General features: G+C 33.2%; 20 protein-coding genes. 1 reads left to right on the plus strand and 19 read right to left on the minus strand.

The window, feature by feature from the left end; all coding sequences use genetic code 11:
* Positions 1 to 352: 352 nt before the first annotated feature.
* Complete coding sequence (locus tag LUA86_RS19340) at positions 353 to 616, plus strand: AAA family ATPase (RefSeq protein WP_370634371.1); 264 nt, start codon at positions 353 to 355, stop codon at positions 614 to 616.
* 75 nt (positions 617 to 691) lie between these two features.
* On the opposite strand, the gene LUA86_RS11060 is transcribed toward LUA86_RS19340, so the two are convergent.
* From LUA86_RS11060 to LUA86_RS11150, 19 genes are all read right to left on the minus strand, one after another.
* Positions 692 to 2,416 (minus strand): carbamoyltransferase C-terminal domain-containing protein, encoded by a 1,725-nt coding sequence (locus LUA86_RS11060; protein WP_231461777.1) that lies wholly within the window; start codon positions 2,414 to 2,416, stop codon positions 692 to 694.
* Positions 2,417 to 2,422: 6 nt separating this feature from the next.
* A complete protein-coding gene (gene xrtY / locus LUA86_RS11065) occupies positions 2,423 to 3,058 on the minus strand; it encodes an exosortase Y (RefSeq protein ID WP_231461779.1) in 636 nt (211 codons plus the stop codon).
* Positions 3,059 to 3,074: 16 nt separating this feature from the next.
* Positions 3,075 to 3,950, minus strand: coding sequence for a glycosyltransferase family 2 protein (locus LUA86_RS11070; RefSeq protein ID WP_231461780.1), 876 nt, complete (start codon positions 3,948 to 3,950; stop codon positions 3,075 to 3,077).
* A gap of 170 nt (positions 3,951 to 4,120) precedes the next feature.
* Positions 4,121 to 5,437, minus strand: a complete 1,317-nt coding sequence (locus tag LUA86_RS11075; protein WP_231461782.1) for an XrtY-associated glycosyltransferase XYAG1 — start codon at positions 5,435 to 5,437, stop codon at positions 4,121 to 4,123.
* Between the two features lies 1 nt (position 5,438).
* Complete coding sequence (locus tag LUA86_RS11080) at positions 5,439 to 6,848, minus strand: exosortase Y-associated Wzy-like protein (RefSeq protein ID WP_231461784.1); 1,410 nt, start codon at positions 6,846 to 6,848, stop codon at positions 5,439 to 5,441.
* Complete coding sequence (locus tag LUA86_RS11085) at positions 6,838 to 7,947, minus strand: glycosyltransferase family 4 protein (protein ID WP_231461786.1); 1,110 nt, start codon at positions 7,945 to 7,947, stop codon at positions 6,838 to 6,840. The genes LUA86_RS11080 and LUA86_RS11085 overlap by 11 nt, the downstream gene beginning before the upstream one ends.
* 65 nt (positions 7,948 to 8,012) lie before the next feature.
* A complete protein-coding gene (locus LUA86_RS11090; RefSeq protein ID WP_231461788.1) occupies positions 8,013 to 8,777 on the minus strand; it encodes an FkbM family methyltransferase in 765 nt (254 codons plus the stop codon).
* Positions 8,778 to 8,845: 68 nt separating this feature from the next.
* Positions 8,846 to 10,132, minus strand: a complete 1,287-nt coding sequence (locus tag LUA86_RS11095) for a glycosyltransferase (RefSeq protein ID WP_231461797.1) — start codon at positions 10,130 to 10,132, stop codon at positions 8,846 to 8,848.
* Positions 10,129 to 11,325, minus strand: a complete 1,197-nt coding sequence (locus LUA86_RS11100) for a hypothetical protein (protein WP_231461799.1) — start codon at positions 11,323 to 11,325, stop codon at positions 10,129 to 10,131. The genes LUA86_RS11095 and LUA86_RS11100 overlap by 4 nt, the downstream gene beginning before the upstream one ends.
* Complete coding sequence (locus LUA86_RS11105; protein ID WP_231461802.1) at positions 11,318 to 12,559, minus strand: glycosyltransferase family 4 protein; 1,242 nt, start codon at positions 12,557 to 12,559, stop codon at positions 11,318 to 11,320. Before LUA86_RS11105 ends, LUA86_RS11100 begins: the two co-directional genes overlap by 8 nt.
* Complete coding sequence (locus LUA86_RS11110) at positions 12,552 to 13,595, minus strand: glycosyltransferase family 4 protein (RefSeq protein WP_231461804.1); 1,044 nt, start codon at positions 13,593 to 13,595, stop codon at positions 12,552 to 12,554. The genes LUA86_RS11105 and LUA86_RS11110 overlap by 8 nt, the downstream gene beginning before the upstream one ends.
* Positions 13,574 to 14,446: a hypothetical protein gene (locus LUA86_RS11115; protein ID WP_231461806.1), complete on the minus strand. Its 873-nt coding sequence runs from the start codon at positions 14,444 to 14,446 to the stop codon at positions 13,574 to 13,576. Before LUA86_RS11115 ends, LUA86_RS11110 begins: the two co-directional genes overlap by 22 nt.
* A gap of 39 nt (positions 14,447 to 14,485) precedes the next feature.
* The gene (locus LUA86_RS11120) at positions 14,486 to 15,484 is read right to left on the minus strand and encodes a glycosyltransferase (RefSeq protein ID WP_231461807.1); all 999 of its coding nucleotides are present in this window, start codon (positions 15,482 to 15,484) and stop codon (positions 14,486 to 14,488) included.
* Positions 15,465 to 16,733: a glycosyltransferase gene (locus LUA86_RS11125; protein WP_231461809.1), complete on the minus strand. Its 1,269-nt coding sequence runs from the start codon at positions 16,731 to 16,733 to the stop codon at positions 15,465 to 15,467. Before LUA86_RS11125 ends, LUA86_RS11120 begins: the two co-directional genes overlap by 20 nt.
* The gene (locus LUA86_RS11130; RefSeq protein ID WP_231461811.1) at positions 16,730 to 17,665 is read right to left on the minus strand and encodes a glycosyltransferase family 2 protein; all 936 of its coding nucleotides are present in this window, start codon (positions 17,663 to 17,665) and stop codon (positions 16,730 to 16,732) included. Before LUA86_RS11130 ends, LUA86_RS11125 begins: the two co-directional genes overlap by 4 nt.
* Positions 17,644 to 19,767, minus strand: coding sequence for an NAD-dependent epimerase/dehydratase family protein (locus LUA86_RS11135; protein WP_231461813.1), 2,124 nt, complete (start codon positions 19,765 to 19,767; stop codon positions 17,644 to 17,646). Before LUA86_RS11135 ends, LUA86_RS11130 begins: the two co-directional genes overlap by 22 nt.
* A complete protein-coding gene (locus LUA86_RS11140; protein WP_231461815.1) occupies positions 19,764 to 20,807 on the minus strand; it encodes an acyltransferase in 1,044 nt (347 codons plus the stop codon). The genes LUA86_RS11135 and LUA86_RS11140 overlap by 4 nt, the downstream gene beginning before the upstream one ends.
* A complete protein-coding gene (locus LUA86_RS11145; protein WP_231463111.1) occupies positions 20,797 to 22,005 on the minus strand; it encodes a glycosyltransferase in 1,209 nt (402 codons plus the stop codon). The genes LUA86_RS11140 and LUA86_RS11145 overlap by 11 nt, the downstream gene beginning before the upstream one ends.
* A complete protein-coding gene (locus LUA86_RS11150; RefSeq protein ID WP_231461817.1) occupies positions 22,005 to 22,925 on the minus strand; it encodes a glycosyltransferase in 921 nt (306 codons plus the stop codon). The genes LUA86_RS11145 and LUA86_RS11150 overlap by 1 nt, the downstream gene beginning before the upstream one ends.
* Positions 22,926 to 22,928: the final 3 nt, after the last annotated feature.

Genomic DNA, 22,928 nt, shown 5'->3' on the forward strand with positions numbered 1-22,928 from the left:
ATTTTGATATGGAAAATAAAAATTAATTGTTTTCTATAAATCCATAAATCATTCATTATTAATAAATTAAATAAACCCCTTCTAACTCCAATAGCGACGACTTATAGCCTGAAACCATTATTGTAAATTTCGTTCAATTTTAGTTTGGACTTTTTTTCGAAAGGTCAGCTTCCATCTAAAATAATATATCATGATAAGGCCGTCGCTTATTGGAAGAATCTACGTTTGGGTTGACTTTGTTACGGCATTAAATTAAATATGGGTTGACTTTATTACAGTTGGTATGGCGTTTACACGGGCAATTACGAAGGATTTAATGAAATAGAAGCAAAATAGCCTCAGGAAACCTTTAATAGTCAGGGGTGCAAGACAGGTAGGAAAAACTACATTAATAAAAGATTTTTCACAACACTTTAAGTATGCCATACTACTTAATCTCGAGAAACCCGAACATCGCCGTTTTTTCGAACAATTCGATAATGTTCATCTAATAGTTGAGGCTTTATTTCTAGCATTCCAAATTCCATCAAAAGAACAAGGAAATACGCTATTATTTATTGATGAATGTTTTGCAGTAAAAAAAGTCAGTTGTGTACAACAGATTTATAAAAGTTAGTCTTAACGTTGCCTCAAGTTCAGCCCTGGTTTCTATGGTAATGAATGTATTTTGACTCAAATCTTAAAAATAAATTTATCTTGTAATGATAATATCCCCCAATACCAGCATATCCATTTTTGTTCTTAAAAAACAATCTAAAGCTTCCTGTGGAGAATTCACGATTGGTTCATTTTCATTAAATGAGGTATTTAACAAAATTGGAGTTCCGGTTTGCTCATAAAAACGACTGATAAGTTTATGGTATTTTGGATTGTGCTCCGCTGTAACAGACTGCAATCTGCCGGTGCCATCAAGGTGCGTAACCGCCGGAATCTCGGGTTGTTTCTCTGGTTTTATCTTAAAAACCTTTTCCATAAAAGGCACATCATCACTTGCCTCGAAGTAATCGGATACGAATTCTTTTAAGATAGAAGGTGCAAATGGTCTGAAAGATTCCCGGCGTTTTATTTTACTATTTAGAATTTCCTTGGCCGATTTATTTCTCGGGTCGGCCAAAATGGAACGGTTACCCAATGCCCTTGGACCAAATTCTGCTCGGCCTTGAAACCATCCAACTACGCCATCTTTTGTTAAACAATCGCAAACTGATGCAAAAAATTCATCTTCTGAGGGTTTAAGATATTCGATGTTTTGTTGCTTTAACAGGTTTTCTATGTAGGCGTTTGAATAATGGCTACCCAAGTAGCCATGTGCCATAGGTTCTGTTCGCTCAAAACCTAAAGTTTGGTTGTAAACCCATAAGGCAGCACCAATTGCTGTACCTGCATCATGCCCTGCAGGAGGAATATACACCTGTATAAAATTAGTAAAGTTTTTAATTTTACCATTTGCTACAGAGTTTTGCGCAACGCCACCGGCAATACAAATCGATGTTAATCCGGTAGATTCCTGTAAGTGGTTTAAAACATGGAACAAAACATTTTCTGCAACTTTTTGAACGCTTGCCGCGATATCTTTATGTTTCTGGTTAAGCGGTTCATCATGCTTTCTTGCCTCACCAAGCAATTTGCATAGCTTTTCTGAAAAAACAGCTTCCATAGCCGGAACGCCGTTCTCCCACACCATTTGTACACCTTTTTTAGTGTGTTTAAAATAACTTAAATCGAGTTCGAACAAGCCTTTAGGTTTTAAACGAACCAGCTGTTGAAGCTCCGCCTCGTATTTAGTTTCACCGTAAGGCGCCAATCCCATAATTTTATATTCATCACCGTAATGTGGGAAGCCGAGGTATTGGGTTAAAGCTGTGTAAAATAATCCCAAAGAATGTGGATAGCTAACGGTGTCGATTAGCTCGATTTTGTTTTCTTTTCCAATGGCAGTCATTGTACTTGTAAAATCTCCAAAACCATCAATACTTAAAATGGCAGATTCGCTATATGGCGATGCAAAAAATGCACTCGCTAAATGTGAACGATGGTGCTCTACGTTGTGTATTTGCGCTTTTAATTCATTTGGTTTAAGCTCAAAATGATTAATGAATTCGTCCTGGATACTTTTAGCCTTTTGCAGATTACGCATCCTGTCGACTATATTTTTTAGGCTTAACCGGTTTTTAACTGCGGTTAAAACTTTTTTGCTAAAGTTTGCTTTTGGGTCTCTGGAAATGGCAATATGATCAATCTTTCTAATATCAATTCCTGCTTCTGCTAAACAAAATTTTATAGCTAAAATGGGGAAACCTGCCCAATGCTTTATACGGGTAAAACGTTCTTCTTCTGATGCTGCAATGATAAGCCCATTTTTGTAAATGCAGGCTGAAGAATCGCCATGATATGCGTTAATGCCTAAAATGTACATCCTAAATTAAGCTTGATTTGCTAAAGTATCGTTGGCTTTTTTACTAATATTAGTGGCCTGTAGCTTATTGGTTTTTGTGTTCTTTCTTATCCAAAAGAAAACAATAACAAAAATAATGATGTAAACAATTACATTAAAAATTTCGTGATGGTATTCGAAATAATTCCGCTGACTTTGGAAATAACCGAATAGCAAACCTAAACCGGCGATACGAAGAATGTTTAAAATATAAACGGTAATGATGCCAATAACTAACATCTTAAAAGTTTCTTTCCAGCTCGCTGGAAAGGATAGTACAAAGGCTGCCAGAAAACTCATAACGCCTAGCCCCAAACACGAATAATTTATACGCAGCAATGGACCATTTACAACCATTACATCCATATCATTATGAATCGCATAGAAACCAAACAGCTTGATTATCCAAACGGCAGGAATTATTAATGCATTTTTTAACCCTTGAATGTAATTAAAATGCTCAGCTATCGAAGCATTATAATACCTTCCTCCAGGGCTCATTACACTGTTCATAAATAAATTGCCTTGACTAAATAATATGTATAAGATAAATAAGGATAGGATGAATTTTATGGCTTTTTTATCGGCCTGTTTTTTCGCTTCTTTTAGTTCTGCTTCGTTCATATCGTGATTACGCTTCTTAAATTTCTGGCTTAATATTCTTAAATACCGGGTTTTTTATTGCTTTTATTTTCTTATCAACTTTTGCTCTAAACCAAAATCCTTGCAAATAATGAAATCTTATGCCGCTAATACCATCTAAGAAACCAAGCTTAAATAATATACGGTAGCAAAAGTATAAATACGGGCGGAAACCTAAGGGCAATCTCCACCAAATATTTTTTAACCATGCTCTTTTTTCATCCGGATTTCCAAATAACGATGGTTTACTGGTCTGGTTTCTAATATTTTGCATGCGTTCAGCTTCTTCAATAGCAATCAAATCGCTATATCGTTCATGTTTTTTTAACCAGAAACTGAGATCATGCTCTTTTAAATTATCTTCCAAAAGATAGCCTTTTTTCCAAACAATGGTTTTCCCAGATGCGATAAATCGATGATCCATATTTTCATTTAAATCAGAATAGCCGATTCCTGTTCTAAACATTTTCAATAAATAAAAAGGGTAGTAGCCTCCAAACCTTATCCATTTGCCCTGGAAATAATTTTTTCTGTTGAAGTAGATTCCATTAATGCCTTCGTAATTTTCATTTCGAAAATCCTTAAGCTGCTGAAATAATGCTTCGCTTACAATTTGGTCTGCATCTAGCCCGATAATCCAGGGCGTTGTTATTTCAAAGTTTTTGAGCGCAAAATCCCACTGTTGTGGATGATTATTAAATGCATTGGTTTTAACCTCAGCCTTATAATCATTAGCAATTTGAACCGTATTGTCTGTGCTTCCGCTATCCAGAATATAAATTTGAGCACCTAACGCTATAATGGAATTCAACAGCCTCGGCAAATGAATCTCTTCATTAAAAGTTAAAATGATAAAACTAAAATTTCTATTCACTTATGTATATTTTAGTTTTCACTTTCTATTCTGCTATTTCGGGCTTGTCGAGGTATCGCTAACTTTCTCATGGAGAGAGTCGAAGAATTTATAATTAAGTTTTCACCTTTTAGAATTGTCATCTTGAGCTTGTCGAAAGAACTACAATTAGTTGTTACCTTCCTAATTTGTCATTCTGAGCGTAGTCGAAGAACACTTTCATAAAATTCCAAATACTTTCCAACCAAAAGCTGATCATTAAAATCTTTTCTGATTACTACTGGTGCAATAACGCGAATATTTTCTCTTTTTGAATGATGCTGATAAGATTCACTTAGCTTAACCGCGATATCTTCCGGATTTAAGTTGCAAATCCATCCAAGTTTATTGGCTTCTACATAATCTGCCAACCCAACCTTTTCACTCAGCAAAACGGAGGTACCAACGCTCAAACTTTCGATAACTACATTGGCAAAATTTTCATTGTAGGAGGGAAGTACTAATAAATCATGATGAGCCATTATAGAAAACTTCTTATCGTTGCTCACCTGACCAATCCATTCAACACGTTCAGCCAACTTCAAGCTTTTCGCTTTTTTCTTTAAGCTTTTAACATAATCCTCATCACCAGTACCGGCAATTGTAAGGTAATAATCAAATTCAGTTGTCGCAAGTGCATCAAATAAAAGTTCTAAACCTTTTTTTTCTTCTATTCGGGATAAGAACAACAGTTTGAATACAGAAGTATTAACCTTCTGTTCAGCTACAATTTTTTCGCTTTCCTCTGCTACCTGTTCTTCCAAACTTGATACCTGATACTTATTACCTGACACTCTATCCTCACCTTTTACTACTATCTTTTGCACATCTACCAGATTGGCGATAACCATATTGCTCTTTGGCTGAACAATCTGAAGCACATCTCTTATCTCCTGTTCGCTGGTTACATGAACATGGCAATATTTTAGCAATTTTAAACCGATTAATCTATGTAATAACTTCTTTGAAATCGAACTTTTGTTGTTTAGCGTGTAACGAGTAAGCATCCCTCTGGGAGATAATACCACAGGAATTTTATACCATTTAGCAATTAAACAACTCAATACAGAAACCAAATTCCACCAGGCATGAATATGTATAATTAAGTTGTCATGCTGAGCTTGTCGAATCACTTTTCTCAATCCCCACAACAAGCCAGGCGAGAAATGACTATGATCCTTTGTCCATCTTTTAAAATATGTAACCAATACACCATCTGCCAATATTGGCGTTTCAATGTCAACATCCAACTCAGTTTTTCCATTTGCTGTAGTAGTATAAACTTTAAGCTCAATTTTTTGCCTCAAGCTTTCTACGTATTGCGCTCCGCCCTCTACTTGTAACTCCAAGCTTTCCACTTCTTGCGTTTTGCAGTTCACCAATGCTTCACATAATTTCGCTACCGACACAATCGGTCCGCCATAAACATAAGCAGGTTTGTATGAAGGTGTAATGTGAATGATTTTCAATTTATATTCTTACTAAAATACCTCTGGCTTTTAAGATAGCCTGCAGAATGATTAAGGTTATAAAACTCCAGAACATAGCACTTATTAGAAATTCAAAACTATTTCCACGCCATAAAATTTGAAATAAGCCTGCAAACATAACTGCTGTTCCCATAAAATAGCCACCAAACCAGATTTCAGAAATTTGTGAAATTTTTTGAGCAATAAAACCATACAGAAATAGGCCAATTAAAATACCGATTTTACCATAAGATAGGTAGCAATCTACAATATATGCAGGTTTTGCAGATACAAGCGATATACGATCTACAACTCCTGCATTGTAAACCCGAGTCATAACCAACTGCTCAACATCTGGCTTTGCCGGCCAAAAAAATCTTGGAACAATCATTTTCAATGCGTTTTCTGCCAGTTCTGTTTTGTAATAAGGCATAAAATAGGGCGTCGAATTTGTGTATCTGATAAACATATCAATTTCAGAAAGCCGCCCAACCAAAAACGCCCAGTTATCATCTTGAAGCTCATCAATTAAATTATCATTATTAATAATGTTATCAATGCTTTTGTTTCTTGCAGTTGCAACATCAGTACCTTCTGCAACCATTTGTCTGAAGTTTCCGATAAATGTTGGTAAAACAAAAAATAATGCAATTAGTATTGCTCCAAAAAGTGGAATAATTTTACGGCCATAAACGGGTAAAAGGAACACGCCCAATAATAAAGTGGTTATGATTACAGGCTCTTTAAAACCCGAGGATAGCGCTGCAAACATATTCATTGCAAATAATATTGCGGAGGCCCACAAGTTAACACGTTTACGTTCGCGTATTGCAAATGCCAATGCAATGGTGCCGGCTACAAAACTTAAACTGCTCAATTGAACGCTGAACTGGTTTAGTCCTCCAACTTTTCCTGTTAAATATCCTAGAGGCAAACAAAAAAATGAAATACCTAAAAGCAGGTTACTCATAGAATTTGTGTAAATCCGATAATGCTGTTTTAAGGGATAACGCATTGCAACCAAAATGCCATTTACTAATGCTGCGTGACCTAAAACGTACAACCGCTGACAGTTAGCGATAGATTCGTAAATATTAAACGGTAATAGATTTTTATTGCCAACATAGGTAATATATTCATAGCCCAGCGTATTTAAATAATAGAATATGGATGTGCAACTCATATAACCGGCAAAAACAATCTGCATAAAAAAAACCGGTCTGAGCAATTGTTCTATTACAGGTAAATCTGAAGGTAATTTTTTAATCACCTCTTTGTAGCAGATAATAAAGATGAAGAAAGAGCCTAGCCAGGCGATTAAGTATGAAATGTGGGCATTCTTGCTAAATGCATAAGCAACAATAAAGGGGATGTACAGGGTTAAATAATGTAATAGCTTATTAGATTGCATGAAGTACGCTTAGTATTTGATTGATTTGCTGTTCGAAATTCCAATCTTTAATTTTTCCTTTGCTTTGCAGGCCCATTTGTTTAAGTTGAGTTTTGTTACTTACCAAGGCCGATAATTTAGATATAAAATCTGAATGATTTGCAGATTGAAAAATATCACCGGTCTTTTTCGGTTCAATTAAATCTGTAGCGCAACCCACCTTATCTGATACCAAAATAGCTTTCCCGGCAGCCATAGCTTCATTTACGGCCAAACCCCAGGTTTCATTAGGCCCTTGCGAGGGTAAGCAAAATAAATCACAAGCCTGATAAACCACTGGCATATAACTCTGATTCTGAAAATCCATAAAATGAACAGTTGTATAATGGTCATCCTGAGCGTATCGATGGGCCTTCTCCGCTTTCAACTTTTCTTCCAATTCCCCATTACCTACAAAGAACAAATGAGCATTATCAATCCTCAAATTTAAAAAAGCCTGCAGTAACAATTCCGGATTTTTCTTTCTTTCAAATTTTCCGGCAAATAGAATTAATATATCGTCGTCATTTAGGGCTAAGCTTTTTCTGAGAAGATTGACCTCCTCTTTTCTATCTACAGAGAATCTTTCATTGTCTATAGCATGGGGCGCAAGTACGAGTTGCTCTTCCTTTAGTCCAAATTCTTTATAATAGGCCTTATTTGCTTTGCCTACGTAAAATACCTTGTCGACATGGCTGTAAACCCATGTTAATAAAACTTTTCTAGCTAAATTTTTCCATAAAGGTTTTGCGTCCAATAAATGACTATCACCCCTAAACCATACCGGAACTTTTACTTTAAAATATCGCAAAACTTTTAGATGGCTATGATATGCCCAGCCATAAACTAATAGTGCATCTGCGTTGAAAGTATTTATCTTTTGTATAATTTGAGGATTCTTTATTCCACTGTAGTGATGTGTTCCTGGCTGTTTAGCCGTATTCTCCAAAAACTCATACTGGTATCCATCAAGTAAATCTATATCCCATTTTATGGTTCGATTAAATCCACTATCGAACAAGCCATTTTCAGTCTCTGAACCAAGCGTATAAAAAACTTTTAGATTACATTGTTTTGCCAAGAGTTTAAACGCTGGTGCATAATATTGAATGGGGTGGGTTGTGATAATGGCTAGATTTTTCAAAATTAGTTCTTATTTGGAATAGCCAAAACTTCTAAACTAGATAAAGCTTCATCGATGTTTAAATCAGACCTTTTTCCATAACCATCTATTTTGTATAAGCCATAATTAAGACCTATTAAAAAATGTAAGATGCTTTTTGAATTGGCATTTAACTTCGATTGGTATAAATCATCATATTCAAAAATGATGATGGGCATCATGCTTTTAATGGATTCCATCAATCCTTTCAGAACCTCTAATTCATATCCTTCCACGTCAATTTTTATAAAATCTACTTTGTCAATTCCATTCGTTTTTAAAAAATCATCACCCCTAACACATTCAATAACAGTGTTTTTTATTCCTGATTCTAAGAGGTTAAATGCACCCGGGTTAGTTTTATTCTCATCGATATGAATGTTTAAAGATGAGTTGATATCTCCTAAAGCTTTGTTTACGGTGATAATTTGAGAGAATTCGTTTAGCTTCAAATTTTCTTGAAGTGCATGGTAATTAATAGGGATTGGTTCAAAGGCGAATACTTTCCCCTGTTTGCCCACCAACTCTGCAAAGTACATTGTATGAAAACCAATGTTAGCACCAACATCTAAAACGATGTCGCCTTGCTTTATTAAATTATTAAATTGAGTTTTTAAATAAGTCTCATAGTCGCCCATGTAATAAATGCAAGCATCTATGTAGTTTTTTGTGTTTACAATTATATTAAAATTACCAATGATTGGTTTAGTTGTTCTCGATACTACCCTTAAAAATTTGTTTGCATACAACCATGAAAATATTCGGAACTGACCTTTGAATAGTTTTCTTCGAAGGATGAATCTGAAAAGATAATTTTTCAACCGGTCACTTTATTAAATAATTCACATTGCAGGTAAGTCGTATCTTTTGCCCTCTGAGGTTCGAAATTACTCCAATTTGTTTGATGTTTGTATTGAAAGCTAGCAAAATCTTTAAGCGTTTGATAGGCGGTTTCAATTGAAGAATGCTCTTGTTTATCCGATAATGGAATGACTACGCCTGCATTGCAATCTTTAATAATTTCAGCTGCGCTGCTCTTAGAATGAAAGAAAGAAAGTAGTGGTTTGTTAGCCAAAATATAAGGATAAATCTTTGAGGCAGTATATTGAGGATCATTAGAACCAACTATTAACAAAGCATCGGCATTTTCTAAAGTGTAAATATTTTGATAATATGGAATTCTATCGGTTTGTTCATAAACATACGCTGCTAATCCTAGCTCATGTGCAAGTGCTTCTATCGTTTTGATTCCCTCGCCCTTTGGTGCATAACTGGTACCGATAAATTGGAATCGAATTTTTTCAAAAAGTTCAGGCATTTTGTTTAACCCTATTTTAAATGCAGAAAATAACATAACTAATGCAACCTTCATGTCATGTCCGCCTCTGCCTACGTATACGATGTTAAAAGAATCCTCATCCTCTTGAATAGGTTTAGTAAATAATTGATAGTTATCTCTTACAAAATCAAAATCTGGTTGAAAAGCACCGAAAGTAATGACCTGCTTTGGAATTGCCTTTAACCAAGGATAACGTTTTATTAAAGTATCTAAATAAGCTTCTGATACACTAATTAAGCCATCAACACTTTTCATGGCAATAGGCTCTAAATATTTATTCAAGCGATAAGAGAACCAATATTTTGCGGGTCTTTCATTTTTAGGTTTATCTTTATAGTAATCAGAATGCCAGGGATCTTGCATATCTATTACAAAAGGAATGTTAAATTTTCTCTTCCAATAGGCTCCCAATATTATTATTGGAAACTGTGTTGTGCTAAAATAAATTAAATCAAATTTACTGGCTTTTAAGATTTGATTTACCTTCTTTTTATAAAACCATAATGATCTTAGAGCAATACTTCCTAAACCAAATTTACTTGTCCATTTTTTAGATAAAGCTTTTATTTTATGAATTATAATATTTGCAGGTATATCATGTGATAGGAGTGGATCTTTGCCCATATCCACATAACGTTCGTCAACGGTCACTATTTCCGCTCGCCAACCGTTATCTGCGAAATAGGGTAGGCTTGTTCTAACTCTATGCATATCAGCTGCATTTACTGGAGAAAAATATGGCGAGATAATCAGGACTTTTTTCAAGTAGCTAATGTTTGTTCAACAACAGTGAGGAACTTTTTACTCTCACTTTCCCAATTATATTTTGATTTAGCCAGTTCATAGGCATTTTTTTTATAATCATTTAATAAATCCTTATTATTTAAAAATTGAATGATAATTTTTGCAAGCTCCGCTACATTAGCGATAGGATAGAGCCTACCAACGAATGCATTTTTTTCTAAAAATTGTTGTTGCGCCTGGGTATTGGAAGCAATAATTGCCAGGCCAGAAATTAGGTGTGTAAACAATTTGTTTGATAAAGCGATTTCATTATTTAAACAAAATCCGGGTTCTAGCGCTAATCCAATATCAAATTTAGCTGCGAATTTAAATATATCATCACCAGATATTGGCTCATAATAATTTACAGGGAATTTGGCTAAGCTATTAAAGTAGGTTAAATCCTCAGTTGATAAATTACCTAATAAATGCAACTCAATTTTTGCATCATTAATAATATTAATAGCTTCAATTACATCTTCTAAGCCTCTGTTTTTTCCAATAGTTTGAGAAAACCAAAATAATTTTAAGCCTTCATTCTCATTTAAATTAACTGGTGGTTGATGTATAAGCTCGAATACATTATTAATCACAACTGGTTTTAATTTGGGATATATGTTTTTATAAGCTTTTGCAATTAGTGGGCTAGCAGCAGTGATATAATCGAGTTGCTTTAAATATTTATCTTCTATAAAGGTTTTAATTTTAACATCATGAATACTTGGATCATTACTTAATTCGTTTCTATGAAAATCTTCTGCATCAAAGCCGCATTTTGCTTTGTTTATTTTTGCGGCATTAACGGCCACGGGTAGCGCTGCTAGGTTATGTGCGATGTAGATATCCGCATCAAATTTAATTGCGCAATCTAAAAATAAACTACATGAATAATTTACTTGATAATTAATCAAATAAAATTTGTCAATATGTTTTGAAATTACACCTAAGGTTTTTAGTAGAGTTTTTTGAAATATGTTCTTATTACTAATTATTTGATAAGTCAGATCTGGATTATTTTTTAATATTTTCTCATCTTCGATTATTAAATAATTAAGTGTTTGAGCAAATATAATATGCACAGCGTAATTTAGACTAACTAATGCTTTTGCTTCTTTAATTAATCTCGGATTACTAGATATATGACTAGGTGTGATTAAGCAAATTTTTTTAATCATTGCTTAATTTGGAATATATTGTTTTAGCAAGTGTATCTCTATAATTTTTCCAAGTATATGATTTAGCTTTCTCTATAGCCTTTAAACCCATTTCTGCAATGTGTGATTGGTTTTCATACGCCCAAATCATTTTATTTTTTAGTTCATCTATGTCTCCGGCGTTTATAAGAATTCCGTCAACACTATCCTTAATTATATCTGGTCCAGCCGAATTTTTTGATGCAATGACAGGTAGACCACAGGACATGGCTTCTGTAGTTACCATTCCAAACCCATCAGCCAAGGTTGGATTAACAAAGACGTTTGCTGAGCAATAAATTTCAATCAAATCGTTATGTGGAACATTACCAAAAAATTTAATGTTTTTTGGTAAATCATTTTTTAGTGATGTTGGTAGAAAATAAGTGCCATATAAATGTAGTTCAGCATCTTTTATATGGTGTTGTATTTCTTTCCAAGCATCTATCAAAATATGAATACCTTTACCCATAGTCAAATTGCCCGCGTACATATAAATAAATAAAGAGTTTTTTTTCTTTTTATTTTCATTTTTTACCTCTGGAAAGCCTAAGGGTATCATTATAATTTTTTCTATTTCAATACCTGCTGATATTAAGGAATTCTTTGTGAAGCTAGAATTACAGATAATGAAATCTGCTATATTCAATTCTTGATCTCTTCTTTGATTTCTACTTTTAGATTTTTCATCAATGGTTAAATTAACTGCATCATTTACTAGATGAGGATATTTTTTAGATTGTTCGGTAATTATTTCAGTGAAAGTGTTGTGATGAATACTTGGCTGTTCATAGAATGATAAAATTCGAATTGATTTAGCCTTTAACAATGTTTTTAACGATGAATGTTCGCAAACGAAAATGAAATCATTTTTTTTATTAATTTGTGATGATACCCAATTATCAAAACTATGTTCACTAATATTCCAAATAGCATCTGTAATTTTAGCATTTGTAATTTTCGAAGCAATTGTTCGTATTAATTCTAAGAATGGCTTACCTTTTATTAATTCATAAGAGAATTTATCTAGACTTCTCCTTTTAATTTCTTGATTTATCTTACTAGATATTATCCTAAGGAATTTTGTAAATGGATATTGTTTATGATAGTAAAAGGTTGTATATACCCTAGAAATCATATTATGATCGACTAAGGCCTGAACATTCTGCCTGATATGTGGCGCAACATTTGGATTGGCAAGTATTCCCTTATACATCCTGCACAATCATTTTTCTGTATAAATCTAAATATTGTTGAATAATTACGTCGGAGGAAAATCTTCTTTCCGCATCTTCTCTCACCTTCTTTCTATCTAGCTTATAGGAATTGGAAATTGCCTCAATCATTTCGTTTAGATTATCACATCTAAAGCCATTTAAACCATCAATGATAATTTCAGGTACTGAACCTTTATTAAAAGCAATTATTGGTGTACCGCAGGCCATTGCTTCTGCCATTACAATGCCAAAAGGTTCATTCCATCCTATGGGCATTAAAAGAGCTAACGCTGAGCCAAGTAATTCATTTTTTTGAATATCATTTACAGGTCCAACATAAGTGATTTTGTCTGTAAGTTGAGGCCTAATTTCTTGCTCGAAATATTTAAAATACTCTACAGGAACATTCCCTGCTATAACTAATTTGCTATTTGTGGCTTTAGCAACTTTTATAGCAATATGAGTTCCCTTAATAGGTTCTATCCTGCCCAAGAAAACCAAAGGAGCATCATCTGGAATTACGGTTTTAAAATTATAAATCTTTAAATCTACGCCATTAAAAATAGGGTAGGCAGGTGCATAAGGTGAAATTTGATTGCTAATGTAGGTACTGCAACCTGTAAAAGCTAAAGTATTTTTTTTAGCTAATTTTTTAGCTTTTTTAATTTGGCTTATCGTTGGTTCCCGCTGATAGCTCATTAATTTGGGAATGTTTAATGACAGATGAGGGAACAAATACAATAATCTACCAAAGCTGTGCACAATATCATACTTACTTTTAAATAGTTCTTTGTTAATTATGTATATGTTCTTAGCAATATCTTTGGCAACATTACTTGTTTTTCCTTTGTAAGCAAATAATTTTGCTGGTGTTTTAGAAAGTGGATGAGCAAATAATGTTACATCATGGCCCAAATTAGTATAGCCATCAATTAACACGGCAATAATTCGTTCTATTCCTCCATATAATAGTGGTGGTACCGGTAATTCTGGATCTGCAATTAATGCTATTTTTAATTTAGGTAGTTTTTCCAAGCTTCAACGTCAATATTTTCCTTCCCTATTTGCAACGGAGGTATTTGGTTTATTTCTATAGATTCTATTATTCGTGGTAATAGACGGAGATATTTCTTGTTTTTAATTTCTGGATGAATTATATAGGCAGGATTTGATTTTACATAAATTGTTGTGAGATTTTGTTGAACCATAAGTATAGATACTAGACTTTCAAATGCACTCGGGTATGATTTTTTTAAAAGTTTTCTTAAAATCAGTTCAATTCTAAACATGATCGGATAGTTATGTCTTATTTGTTTGAACACAGACAAATTGATAAGTGAGCATCTTGTACTGAACCAACAAAATTCAGCATCTTCTTTTTCAAATTGCTCGATTACCGGATGAGTAGCTGGGGAAGCACATAAGAATTTAGCATTATTCTCCATTTTACTTATAGCATACTTCACCCACTTTTGTTCTGCAGCATATGTTAGCATATCAGCATCATAGTGTAATAGATATTTTGTATGAGTGATTTCAAATCCAATTACGTATGCTAAAATAGGTGCCCCTCTGTAATCATATGCTTCATTTTCATTTATTATACCACCTAAATATTTTTTATAAAGTTTGTTTTTTGAATTAAAATTATTGCTATAAATGATTTCCGTTATAACATTTTCATTTTTTAATTTTTCTGCAAGAGAAATCAAAATTTCTAACTCTTTGTTAACGTGGTTATCTATAGCTGTTTTAAATTTAGCATTATCTAGAATTACAATACGTCTTTGTATGTCATTGTGAGATTTGCATAAATGGCGTAGGTTTTGTTCAACATAATCCAAATCAGTAATAGCTACATTTATTATCAATGTTACATTTTGCATATTTATAATGTTCTATAATTAGTCTGACATGTTTAGTGTTCAAGTTTTTAATAAACCTTTATAAATATTATAGTATTTTTCTGCGCAAATTTCTAAAGTTAAATTTTCAACAATGAATTCCCTTGGTCTGTATAATTGAAAATTGGATAAAAATGTAATAAGTTTTTTTTTGAACTGTTCAATATTTTCGAATTTTTCACCACAATCCTTATTCCAATAAGGAACTGAAGAAACAGGTTTAAATTTTACCTTTTCTGGATAATATGATGGGTCTAGCCAAAATCCACCCATATCCCAGGCCAAAATGGGGGTATTTGTTGCCAAAATTTGCTGATAAGCTATACCTTGGGTTTCATGCTCACATAAGAAGATTGCTGCCCTAGCATTACTCAAACTGCTAATTAACTCGGAATGGTCATACTTACCATAGTTTATAAGTTTATATGTGAGATTTCTACTGTCGAGTTCGCAAAGAATAGGGATGACTAAATCTTTGTTATAATATTCATTATTCCAGCGAATTTTATTATATATTAAAAAGTCTATGTTTTGTTTATCTTTAATTATCTCTGGCTTCCATTTATCAGTATCAATTCCTACTGGCCAAGTCTCAACTTTATCGTGGTAAAATGGTTCGCACATTTTTCGCATCCATTCGCCTGGTACAAGCATTTTTTTTACATTCGGATATTTCTCAAATAAATCAGGGCAATCTATTGGATGTGAAAAAACCCCTGCTCCAAAAAGAATTGGATTTTTAAATTTTTCATCAAAAATCAATTGAGGCTTTCCTATTACTCCTATTAACTCATCTGGATTTTTTTTAGCGTATTGGAAATCATTAAATCGATAAGGGATTCCTAAATTATCTAATCCCTTTAATAACTGTAAGGCTACCATCATTACACCGCCTGGTTTTTGTTTACCTCTAATAATTCTTCTAATTATCTGCCTTGGATAACGGTCGTATTTAATCCATCTATCAGGGTTTGGTTCTTGGTAAAAAATATTTAATATTTTATCTGAATTCAAGTTCATTTTTATATTTCTTTTCTACTTCTGATGCATACTTTTTAATCGAATTTATCTCAAAAGGAAAGTCATTGCAATTTATTCTTATAGGGTTTTCAATAAAATCTAATATTGATTTTGTGAGTTCATCATCATTTCCCATTTCAAATAATAATCCATTTACTCTATGTATTATTGTTTCTGCAATTCCTCCTATGTTTGAGCCAATAACCGGTGTATTTCTAGATAATGATTCTAACACAACATACGGCCCAGTTTCTACAACTAATGAAGGAACTATTAAGGCATCAATGCAATCCAAGGTTTTTAATACCTCACTTTTATTGGCATTAAAGATTATATTTATTTGATGATTTAACTTTATAGTGCTAATTGATTTTTCAAATATTGATATATCTTTTTTATCAATAGAAATACAAACGAATAAGTTTAATCGAATTTTAATCTTTTCTAAAGCATTTATTAAAACTTTTAATCCTTTGTTTTTAGAAAATCTTGCGATAAAACCAAATGAAACTGAATCTTTACTTTCATCACTTTTATGAGATTCAGTTGAATTATATTCCAAACCCAATCTTATTAAATGAAGTCTGCTTTTATTAAAATTATTTAGAAGTAGAACGTTTTTCTGCCATTCACTTTGAACAAAGATTAAGTTAGCGTGTTCCTTTAGAAGGTTTATTTGGTAATTTGTTTGGTGTAGTGCCATTAATGCTGAAGAATTTTTCGAAAAAAAATCAGTATGCTTATCAGCAGCTATAATAAGTTCAGATATCCTTGATAGAGGACTGTTATTTGTCTTTAGAGCACATTTAAAGCATCTTTGCAGATTAAATTCACCATCACACTGTTGTCTACCCATTAATAATAATTCCCCCGTCGAACAAGTTGTATTAGCTAAATGACTAGTAAACGCACACGGAATACCCATTTTTTTTGCTAATTTAAAAAAATGTGCATTTAACTTCTCATGCAGGGTATTTAGGTGAAATAAATCTGGTTTAAATTCTTCTAATATATTTTTAAACATTGCCAAAATTGAATTTTCTCTTTCTGTAAGATTTCTAGAAAAATTACCTTTTGGTAAAACATATACTTTTAAATCTTCGTAATAGTAATCATCTTCGATGCCAATCTTCAAGATCGCCACCTCGTTACCATTTGCAATCAATTCTTTCGCTAAGTCGTAGACATAACGTTCGGTTCCTCCATTTGAAGTGGGGTAAAAATACTGTATAGCAAATAGAATTTTCATGAATTAATCGCTCTTTTAATTCCAGCCACTTTTTCTGCGCTTTTGTAGCCAATAATCTTTGATAGTATTCGCAATATCCCTTTTTCAGGCGGTAAATAATCCGGTTCAATTTGAAGCAGAAATTCAATGGCTTCTTTTGCTAAACCTTTATCCAAAACACTCAGCCGGTTAATGCAATGCCTTAAAGATTTTATAATTGCCCTTTTTTTATCAATATTAATATCAACTTTCCATACTGCATAAACAGCTTTAGTGTTTTCATACAAATCCCGTACAAAATTTAAATCGCTTTTTTTTGATAATGAATTTGCCTGACCGGTTCTATATTGAGCCATTATTCCATTTGTATAAACAAATTTTCCTTTTGCAATTCCAGCATCTAAAAAATATCTTGCATCTTGTATCACAGGTAAATTTTCGTTCCATTTTAACTGTTCGCAAATGATTTTGGAATACAATATTGCAGCAGGAGGGCACCAGAAATAAGTAAAAAGTGCGATTTCTAAGTCTCCTTCAATTTCGCGTTTGATGGTTTCAGAGATAATTGTTTCATTATTTTCAGCTCTGAATTTTTGCCAATCACCGTAAGCAACATCAGCATTATGTGTAATTAAAGCTTCTAATTGCAGCTCAATTTTTTTTGGTTTTAGTAGATCATCAGCATCTAAATATTGAATATAATCTCCTTTTGCATGTTTAAAACCGAAGCTGCGGGCATGGCTAACACCTTTATTTTCTGTAGATAGTATTTTTACAGGATTAGAATATTTTTCTAGAATACTTAAAGTGTTGTCTGTAGAACCATCGTTAACAACTATAACTTCTAAATTCTTATGGGTTTGAGCATAAACAGAATTTAAAGTCTCAACAATTGTTTGCTCAGCATTATACGCGGGAATTATTACGGAAACTAATTCCGCTGAGCTAGCCATTCTTGAGTTATTTTTAATGATTCTTCAGTGGGTATTACAGGCTCCCAACCTAAAATTTCTTTAGCCTTTTTAGAAGAGAATTCACTTTTCGTATTGCCAAAAAGTTCATTTAACCAGATAGGAGGGTTGAAAGGTTCCTTAGTATCTTTTCTCAGATTTTCAATTCCGTTATCATGCCATTCAATTTCACGTTCACCGTTTAACTTGTTTCTAAATTTAGGGATGCTTTTGAAAATCACTTTTTTCAAACTTCCTAAAATGGGATGTTGATTTATTAAAGAAACAAATTCATAATTAGCCACTAAATAGCGGGTAATCTTTTTAAGGTTTGTTTTCTCTTTAAAATTTTGTGAAAGTAAACTTTTTGTATCCAGATTTTCTATCAGCTCAGCCTTATCTAATAATAACGGACGAAGAAAATTTCTCCAGGTTATTGTATCATCATTAATAATTAAATTTAAACCATGTGCACTTTTTACGCTCAAAGATTTTTCAATGGCATCTAACAAATTATCAATGTAAACAATGTTTGCTTTTCCAATGCCGTTATCAATCCAGCAAAAACGATTTGAATTGGCAAGTGTTATTGGTAATGTGGTATAAGTTTTGCCATTTGGCCCATAAACACATGTTGGATTTAAAACAATAATCCTGGTTTTGGTTTGAGTTTTTGCAAATTGCAAACACCAATCTTGCATTATTTTTTTTGATTTACCGTAATCTCCACCGGCAGGTTTTCCATTAGAATTTTCATCTACAAAACCATCAGGAAAACCATAAACATTCATTGTACTTAGTACAACAACGGCCTCCGCACCTTGTTCGCATGCGGCTTTTACTACGTTTTTTGTAGCTTCAACATTAATATTGTAAGCGTTTTTACCATCTGTGGCGTAAGCTAAATGGACAATAAATTTCTTCCCTTTAACAATGTTGAGTACCGTTTCATAATTTAAAAGATTAACTTTTGGTAAATCAATATTGAATCGGGCGATTGCTGCGCAGTTTTTGTACCCTCTAACGGGTACAGTTATGTTTTGGATGCCTTTACTCCATAAACGTTCAGTTAATGCGGTTCCAATAAATCCGGTACCTCCGGTAATTAAATAGCTATCTTTGCTTAAATTTGCTGAAGCCGTTTTTCTATTTTTATATGCCCATTCAATAAGCGTAATTACTGCTTTGGCATCTTCAACTTTAACCAATGATTTATCATTCGATGAAAATTTGATTATTTGCTCAACAAAACAGGCTTCAAATACATATTGTAATGATGCATCGCTAAATGCATAATTTAAACTTACCTCATGCACAATGTCATCAGCTGAAGAAAAAAAACAACTTTCGAAATTATCTTTCTCCATCCAAAGTTTTCCGTTTGCACCGATAATTTCAAAAGTATTTTTAAGCTTTTCAGTTCTCGAAAGTTTTAGAGAAATCTCTATCTCCGCTTCATTTTTTAAAATATAATGAACGTTGGCTTCAACTCCTCCTTCATAATCATCATCGTATTTAACGGGTTGGAGCACTCCAAAAAGGTGATATACTAAATCCAGATAATGTACGCCCATATCGGCTAATACGCCACCGTTTTTTGGATCGAAAACCGCATAGCTATCGGCAACCCAGGCATAAGGATTACCATCTTCAATATTAACTTGTTTTATCTTACCCAAAAGATTTAAGCTCTTATTAAGGGCAAGATAGGATGGCATATACCGACGGACCATGCCAGTGTAGACATTTCCGTTTGTTTCAGCCTCAAGCTCAATTATTTTGTCGCATGCTGCGGTAGTCAGTACGAGTGGCTTCTCACATAAAACTGAAATGTTTTTAGCAACACATAATGCTATCGCTGTTTCATGAAGATGATTTGGCAAAGTGATAATTCCGTAATCATAATTCACTTTTGTTTCTGCTAAAAATGCTTCAAAACCAAGTTGTAATACATTTAATTTTTTTTCCTTAAGTATTTTGAAAGTTTCAGGGTTTGGCTCAATAATCGTTATCGAATTAAGCAAGCCAAGATGTTCAAATGCTTTAAGATAGTACTCTTGCACTACTGCACCACCACCTATAATCAGCCACTTCTTATCCGTCATTTAACTAATCTTTTGAAATTCATGCATCTTTTTTCTATTAAGTTCCAGCTTAAATATGCTAAACCAAAGGCTATTGGCAAAGTAATCAAAAATAATATTATAGGTTTGAACTCATGGCTAAAGCTTATTAAAATCGTTTGAATAACCACGAAGTGGTAGATATACAATCCGTACGAAAAATCGCCAAACCGCTCAACCGATTTTATTGGTAGGTGTGTAGTTAGCCAAAGTAAAATATAGAGTAAAAAGAACGGATGTAGTGGATAATGCGGATTATACTTCAAATCCAGTAGCCACAATGCAGTGCATATAGCAAATAATATTTTCGAATCTGGAATGTGTTTTTTGAAAAGAAATCCAATTGAACCGACTAAAAAGTAATAAGGTAAAATAGCCACATTTGCATTGGTGTAAAACTTTAAAAAGAATGTGCATTTACATTCGTCTATCCAATAGCAGGCAATATAAAATAGTGTAAAAATTATTAATACCCATTTCCTTTTGCTTAATACTCCAAATATACCGCCAATAGCTAATAGAATATAAAAAAGAAACTCCCAGGATAAAGTCCATAATGAACCATTCAGTGATTTTTCTCTTAATTGAGCTGTGAGATTTGCAATATCTGGTTGATTGATAATCAGCAACGCGTTTCTAAAAATATATCCAAGCATTTGGCTTAAAATATTTTGACTTAAACTTTGTCCTTTCAGAATGATAATTAATGGCGTTATAATGAAAGCTGTAACCAGTAAACAAACTAAGAAAGCAGGGAAAATTCTAAGTATCCTACGCCACACATAATTTGTGATGCTCGTACTATTTAACCAGCTCGAAGTAATTAAGAATCCACTTAAAATAAAAAATCCATTCACACCCAAAGCACCAAAACTAATTAATCCAATTCGGCTGAGTGGGTCTACACTACCTAAAAGCACATAACTATGCTGTACGATTACGAAGACGGCTAAAATTAAACGGATAAAACCAATAGCATTATCTTTGGAATTGTAGCTTTCTTCGAATGATTTAAGATGCATATAAAGCAATATGTGCCTTCGCCCAATTATTTATATTCATATCGTTGCCAACTCTCGAAAATAATGGCTCGTAATTAAATTTCTGCCATTTTTGCTCTAAAATATAATCTGCTAATTCATCTTTCGTGTAAGCAATAACATCATTAACTAAGAGCTCATTTACGCCTTTGGCCGAACGGGCCAACACAGGTACGCCGCAAGCCAAACTTTCTGCTACGCATAAACCAAACGTTTCAATTTCGCTTAAAGAAATACTACAATCGCTCAGTTGGTAATAGGCTGCCATAATTTCCTTATCTGAAGTTGCTGGCAAATGTATTTCTGTTAACCAACTATTTAATTTATTAAATCTTACAACATCCCCGGTAAGTGTTGTAAGATAGATTTTGCGCTCTGAATTGTAGCATTCTGCTAATCTGGTTTTTATTGCTTCGAACCAGCTTGCCCCTTTTTTTTCGTCTTCCCATCGCCCTTGCGGAAATAGAATTACATCTCCATCTACAGGGATATTATATTCTTTTCGGATATTTTCTTTACCAATAAGTGCTTTACTAAAGTTAGAATTTACGGCGTGAGGTATGGTTGAAATTCTTCCATCAAGATTGTTAATATAGGCTTCATTTTCGCTTTTTATCCATTTAGATGGAGATACAAAATGAATTTTATGTTGTTTGATGAAGTTCCTTTTTTGCTGATGCAGGTATGGAGTGTTATCCCAATTTAGTTTTGGATATTCTTGTAATTTCGGGCAATGATGGCAATTGCTAATGTACCTATCACAATCAATAGGATGGATGCATTTTGCAGTTAATGGCCATAAATCGTGCAGGGTCCAGAAAACTTTATTGCCTTTTGCCAATTTACTTAGTAAATCGAAAGAGATTTGCGCAACATGTGTTACATGGATATGAACTATGCCCGAATAATTGTCGAGTATATTGGGCGAAACGAATTTATCTATAGGATTTATCCATCCTGGTTTAGCAAATAGGTTCTCAAGCTTTAACAACCCTTGTTGAATTCTGCCAACTATACCGCCAAATCTTCTATAACCATTACCTTCCAGAAAACCCTCCAATTCAGCGCTTGATAAAACAGCGCTATTAATTCCTTTTTGCTGTAAAGCATCATGTAAATTCAATGCCGCAATAGTACCTCCGCTATTGTCTTTGTTGGAAATGATGTGAAGTACTTGCATCAAATTGTTTGTATGTAACGATACGCTTTATACCTTCCAATAAATTCTGCATATATCAATCTTGATATTAAAAAATTGAAGTGGAGTAAGTTGTTAACATAATGATAAAAGAACTCGAATACCCTTGGCTTTTTAGTTGTAGACTTGTATTTGTAATCTAAAAGCGCAAATGAAAAACTTATACCCATATAAAGCCTTATTATATATTTTTTTGTTATTCTATTTGCTGTTATGTAGTGTTGCAACTTTAAGTTTGAAAACTGCCCAACATGCAAGTTGTTGCTAAGAGCAAACCAAACTAAATCTGTGTCTCCTCCCGATGATAGAGCTTCACCAATTCTATCTACTAATTTAAACCTATCATCACTAAAATAAGCGTTAATGAACTCTTTTCTTACATACATACCGGCCCCACAAACAAAACTTTCAACTTCCATAGAATTTGATATCATTACATTTTTTTTTTTTTCTTCGATATTAAAAATTGCACATAAATATTGATATTTATAGAACCATTTTTGAGGTTGTTTTTCAAAGACAGGATTAGATATTCCGCAACCAAAAATTTCTAGATGCGGATATTCATTTAGGTTTTTTAAGAAATTAATGATATAATCGCGTTCAAGCCAGTTATCATCATCACAAAATAATAACCAATCATAATTGGCTACTTCACATCCTCTTTTTCTCGCATAATTCAAACCAGCTTTTGATTCGTAAACTATTTGATAATCTATTTTTTTTGAAAATCGATTAAGTTCAAGTTCAGCCACTTTGGATGTTGCATCTGTGGAACAATTATCAACGATGATTATTTCTATCTGAGATTCGATATTTTCAATTTTGGAAATATGCTCGATAGTTTTAGGCAAACGCTCTGCGCTATTGTAGCAACAAATGATTATAGAGATATCTGGCAAGAT

This window comes from Pedobacter sp. Leaf132 (assembly GCF_920984695.1).
In the GTDB taxonomy this organism is placed as follows: domain Bacteria; phylum Bacteroidota; class Bacteroidia; order Sphingobacteriales; family Sphingobacteriaceae; genus Pedobacter.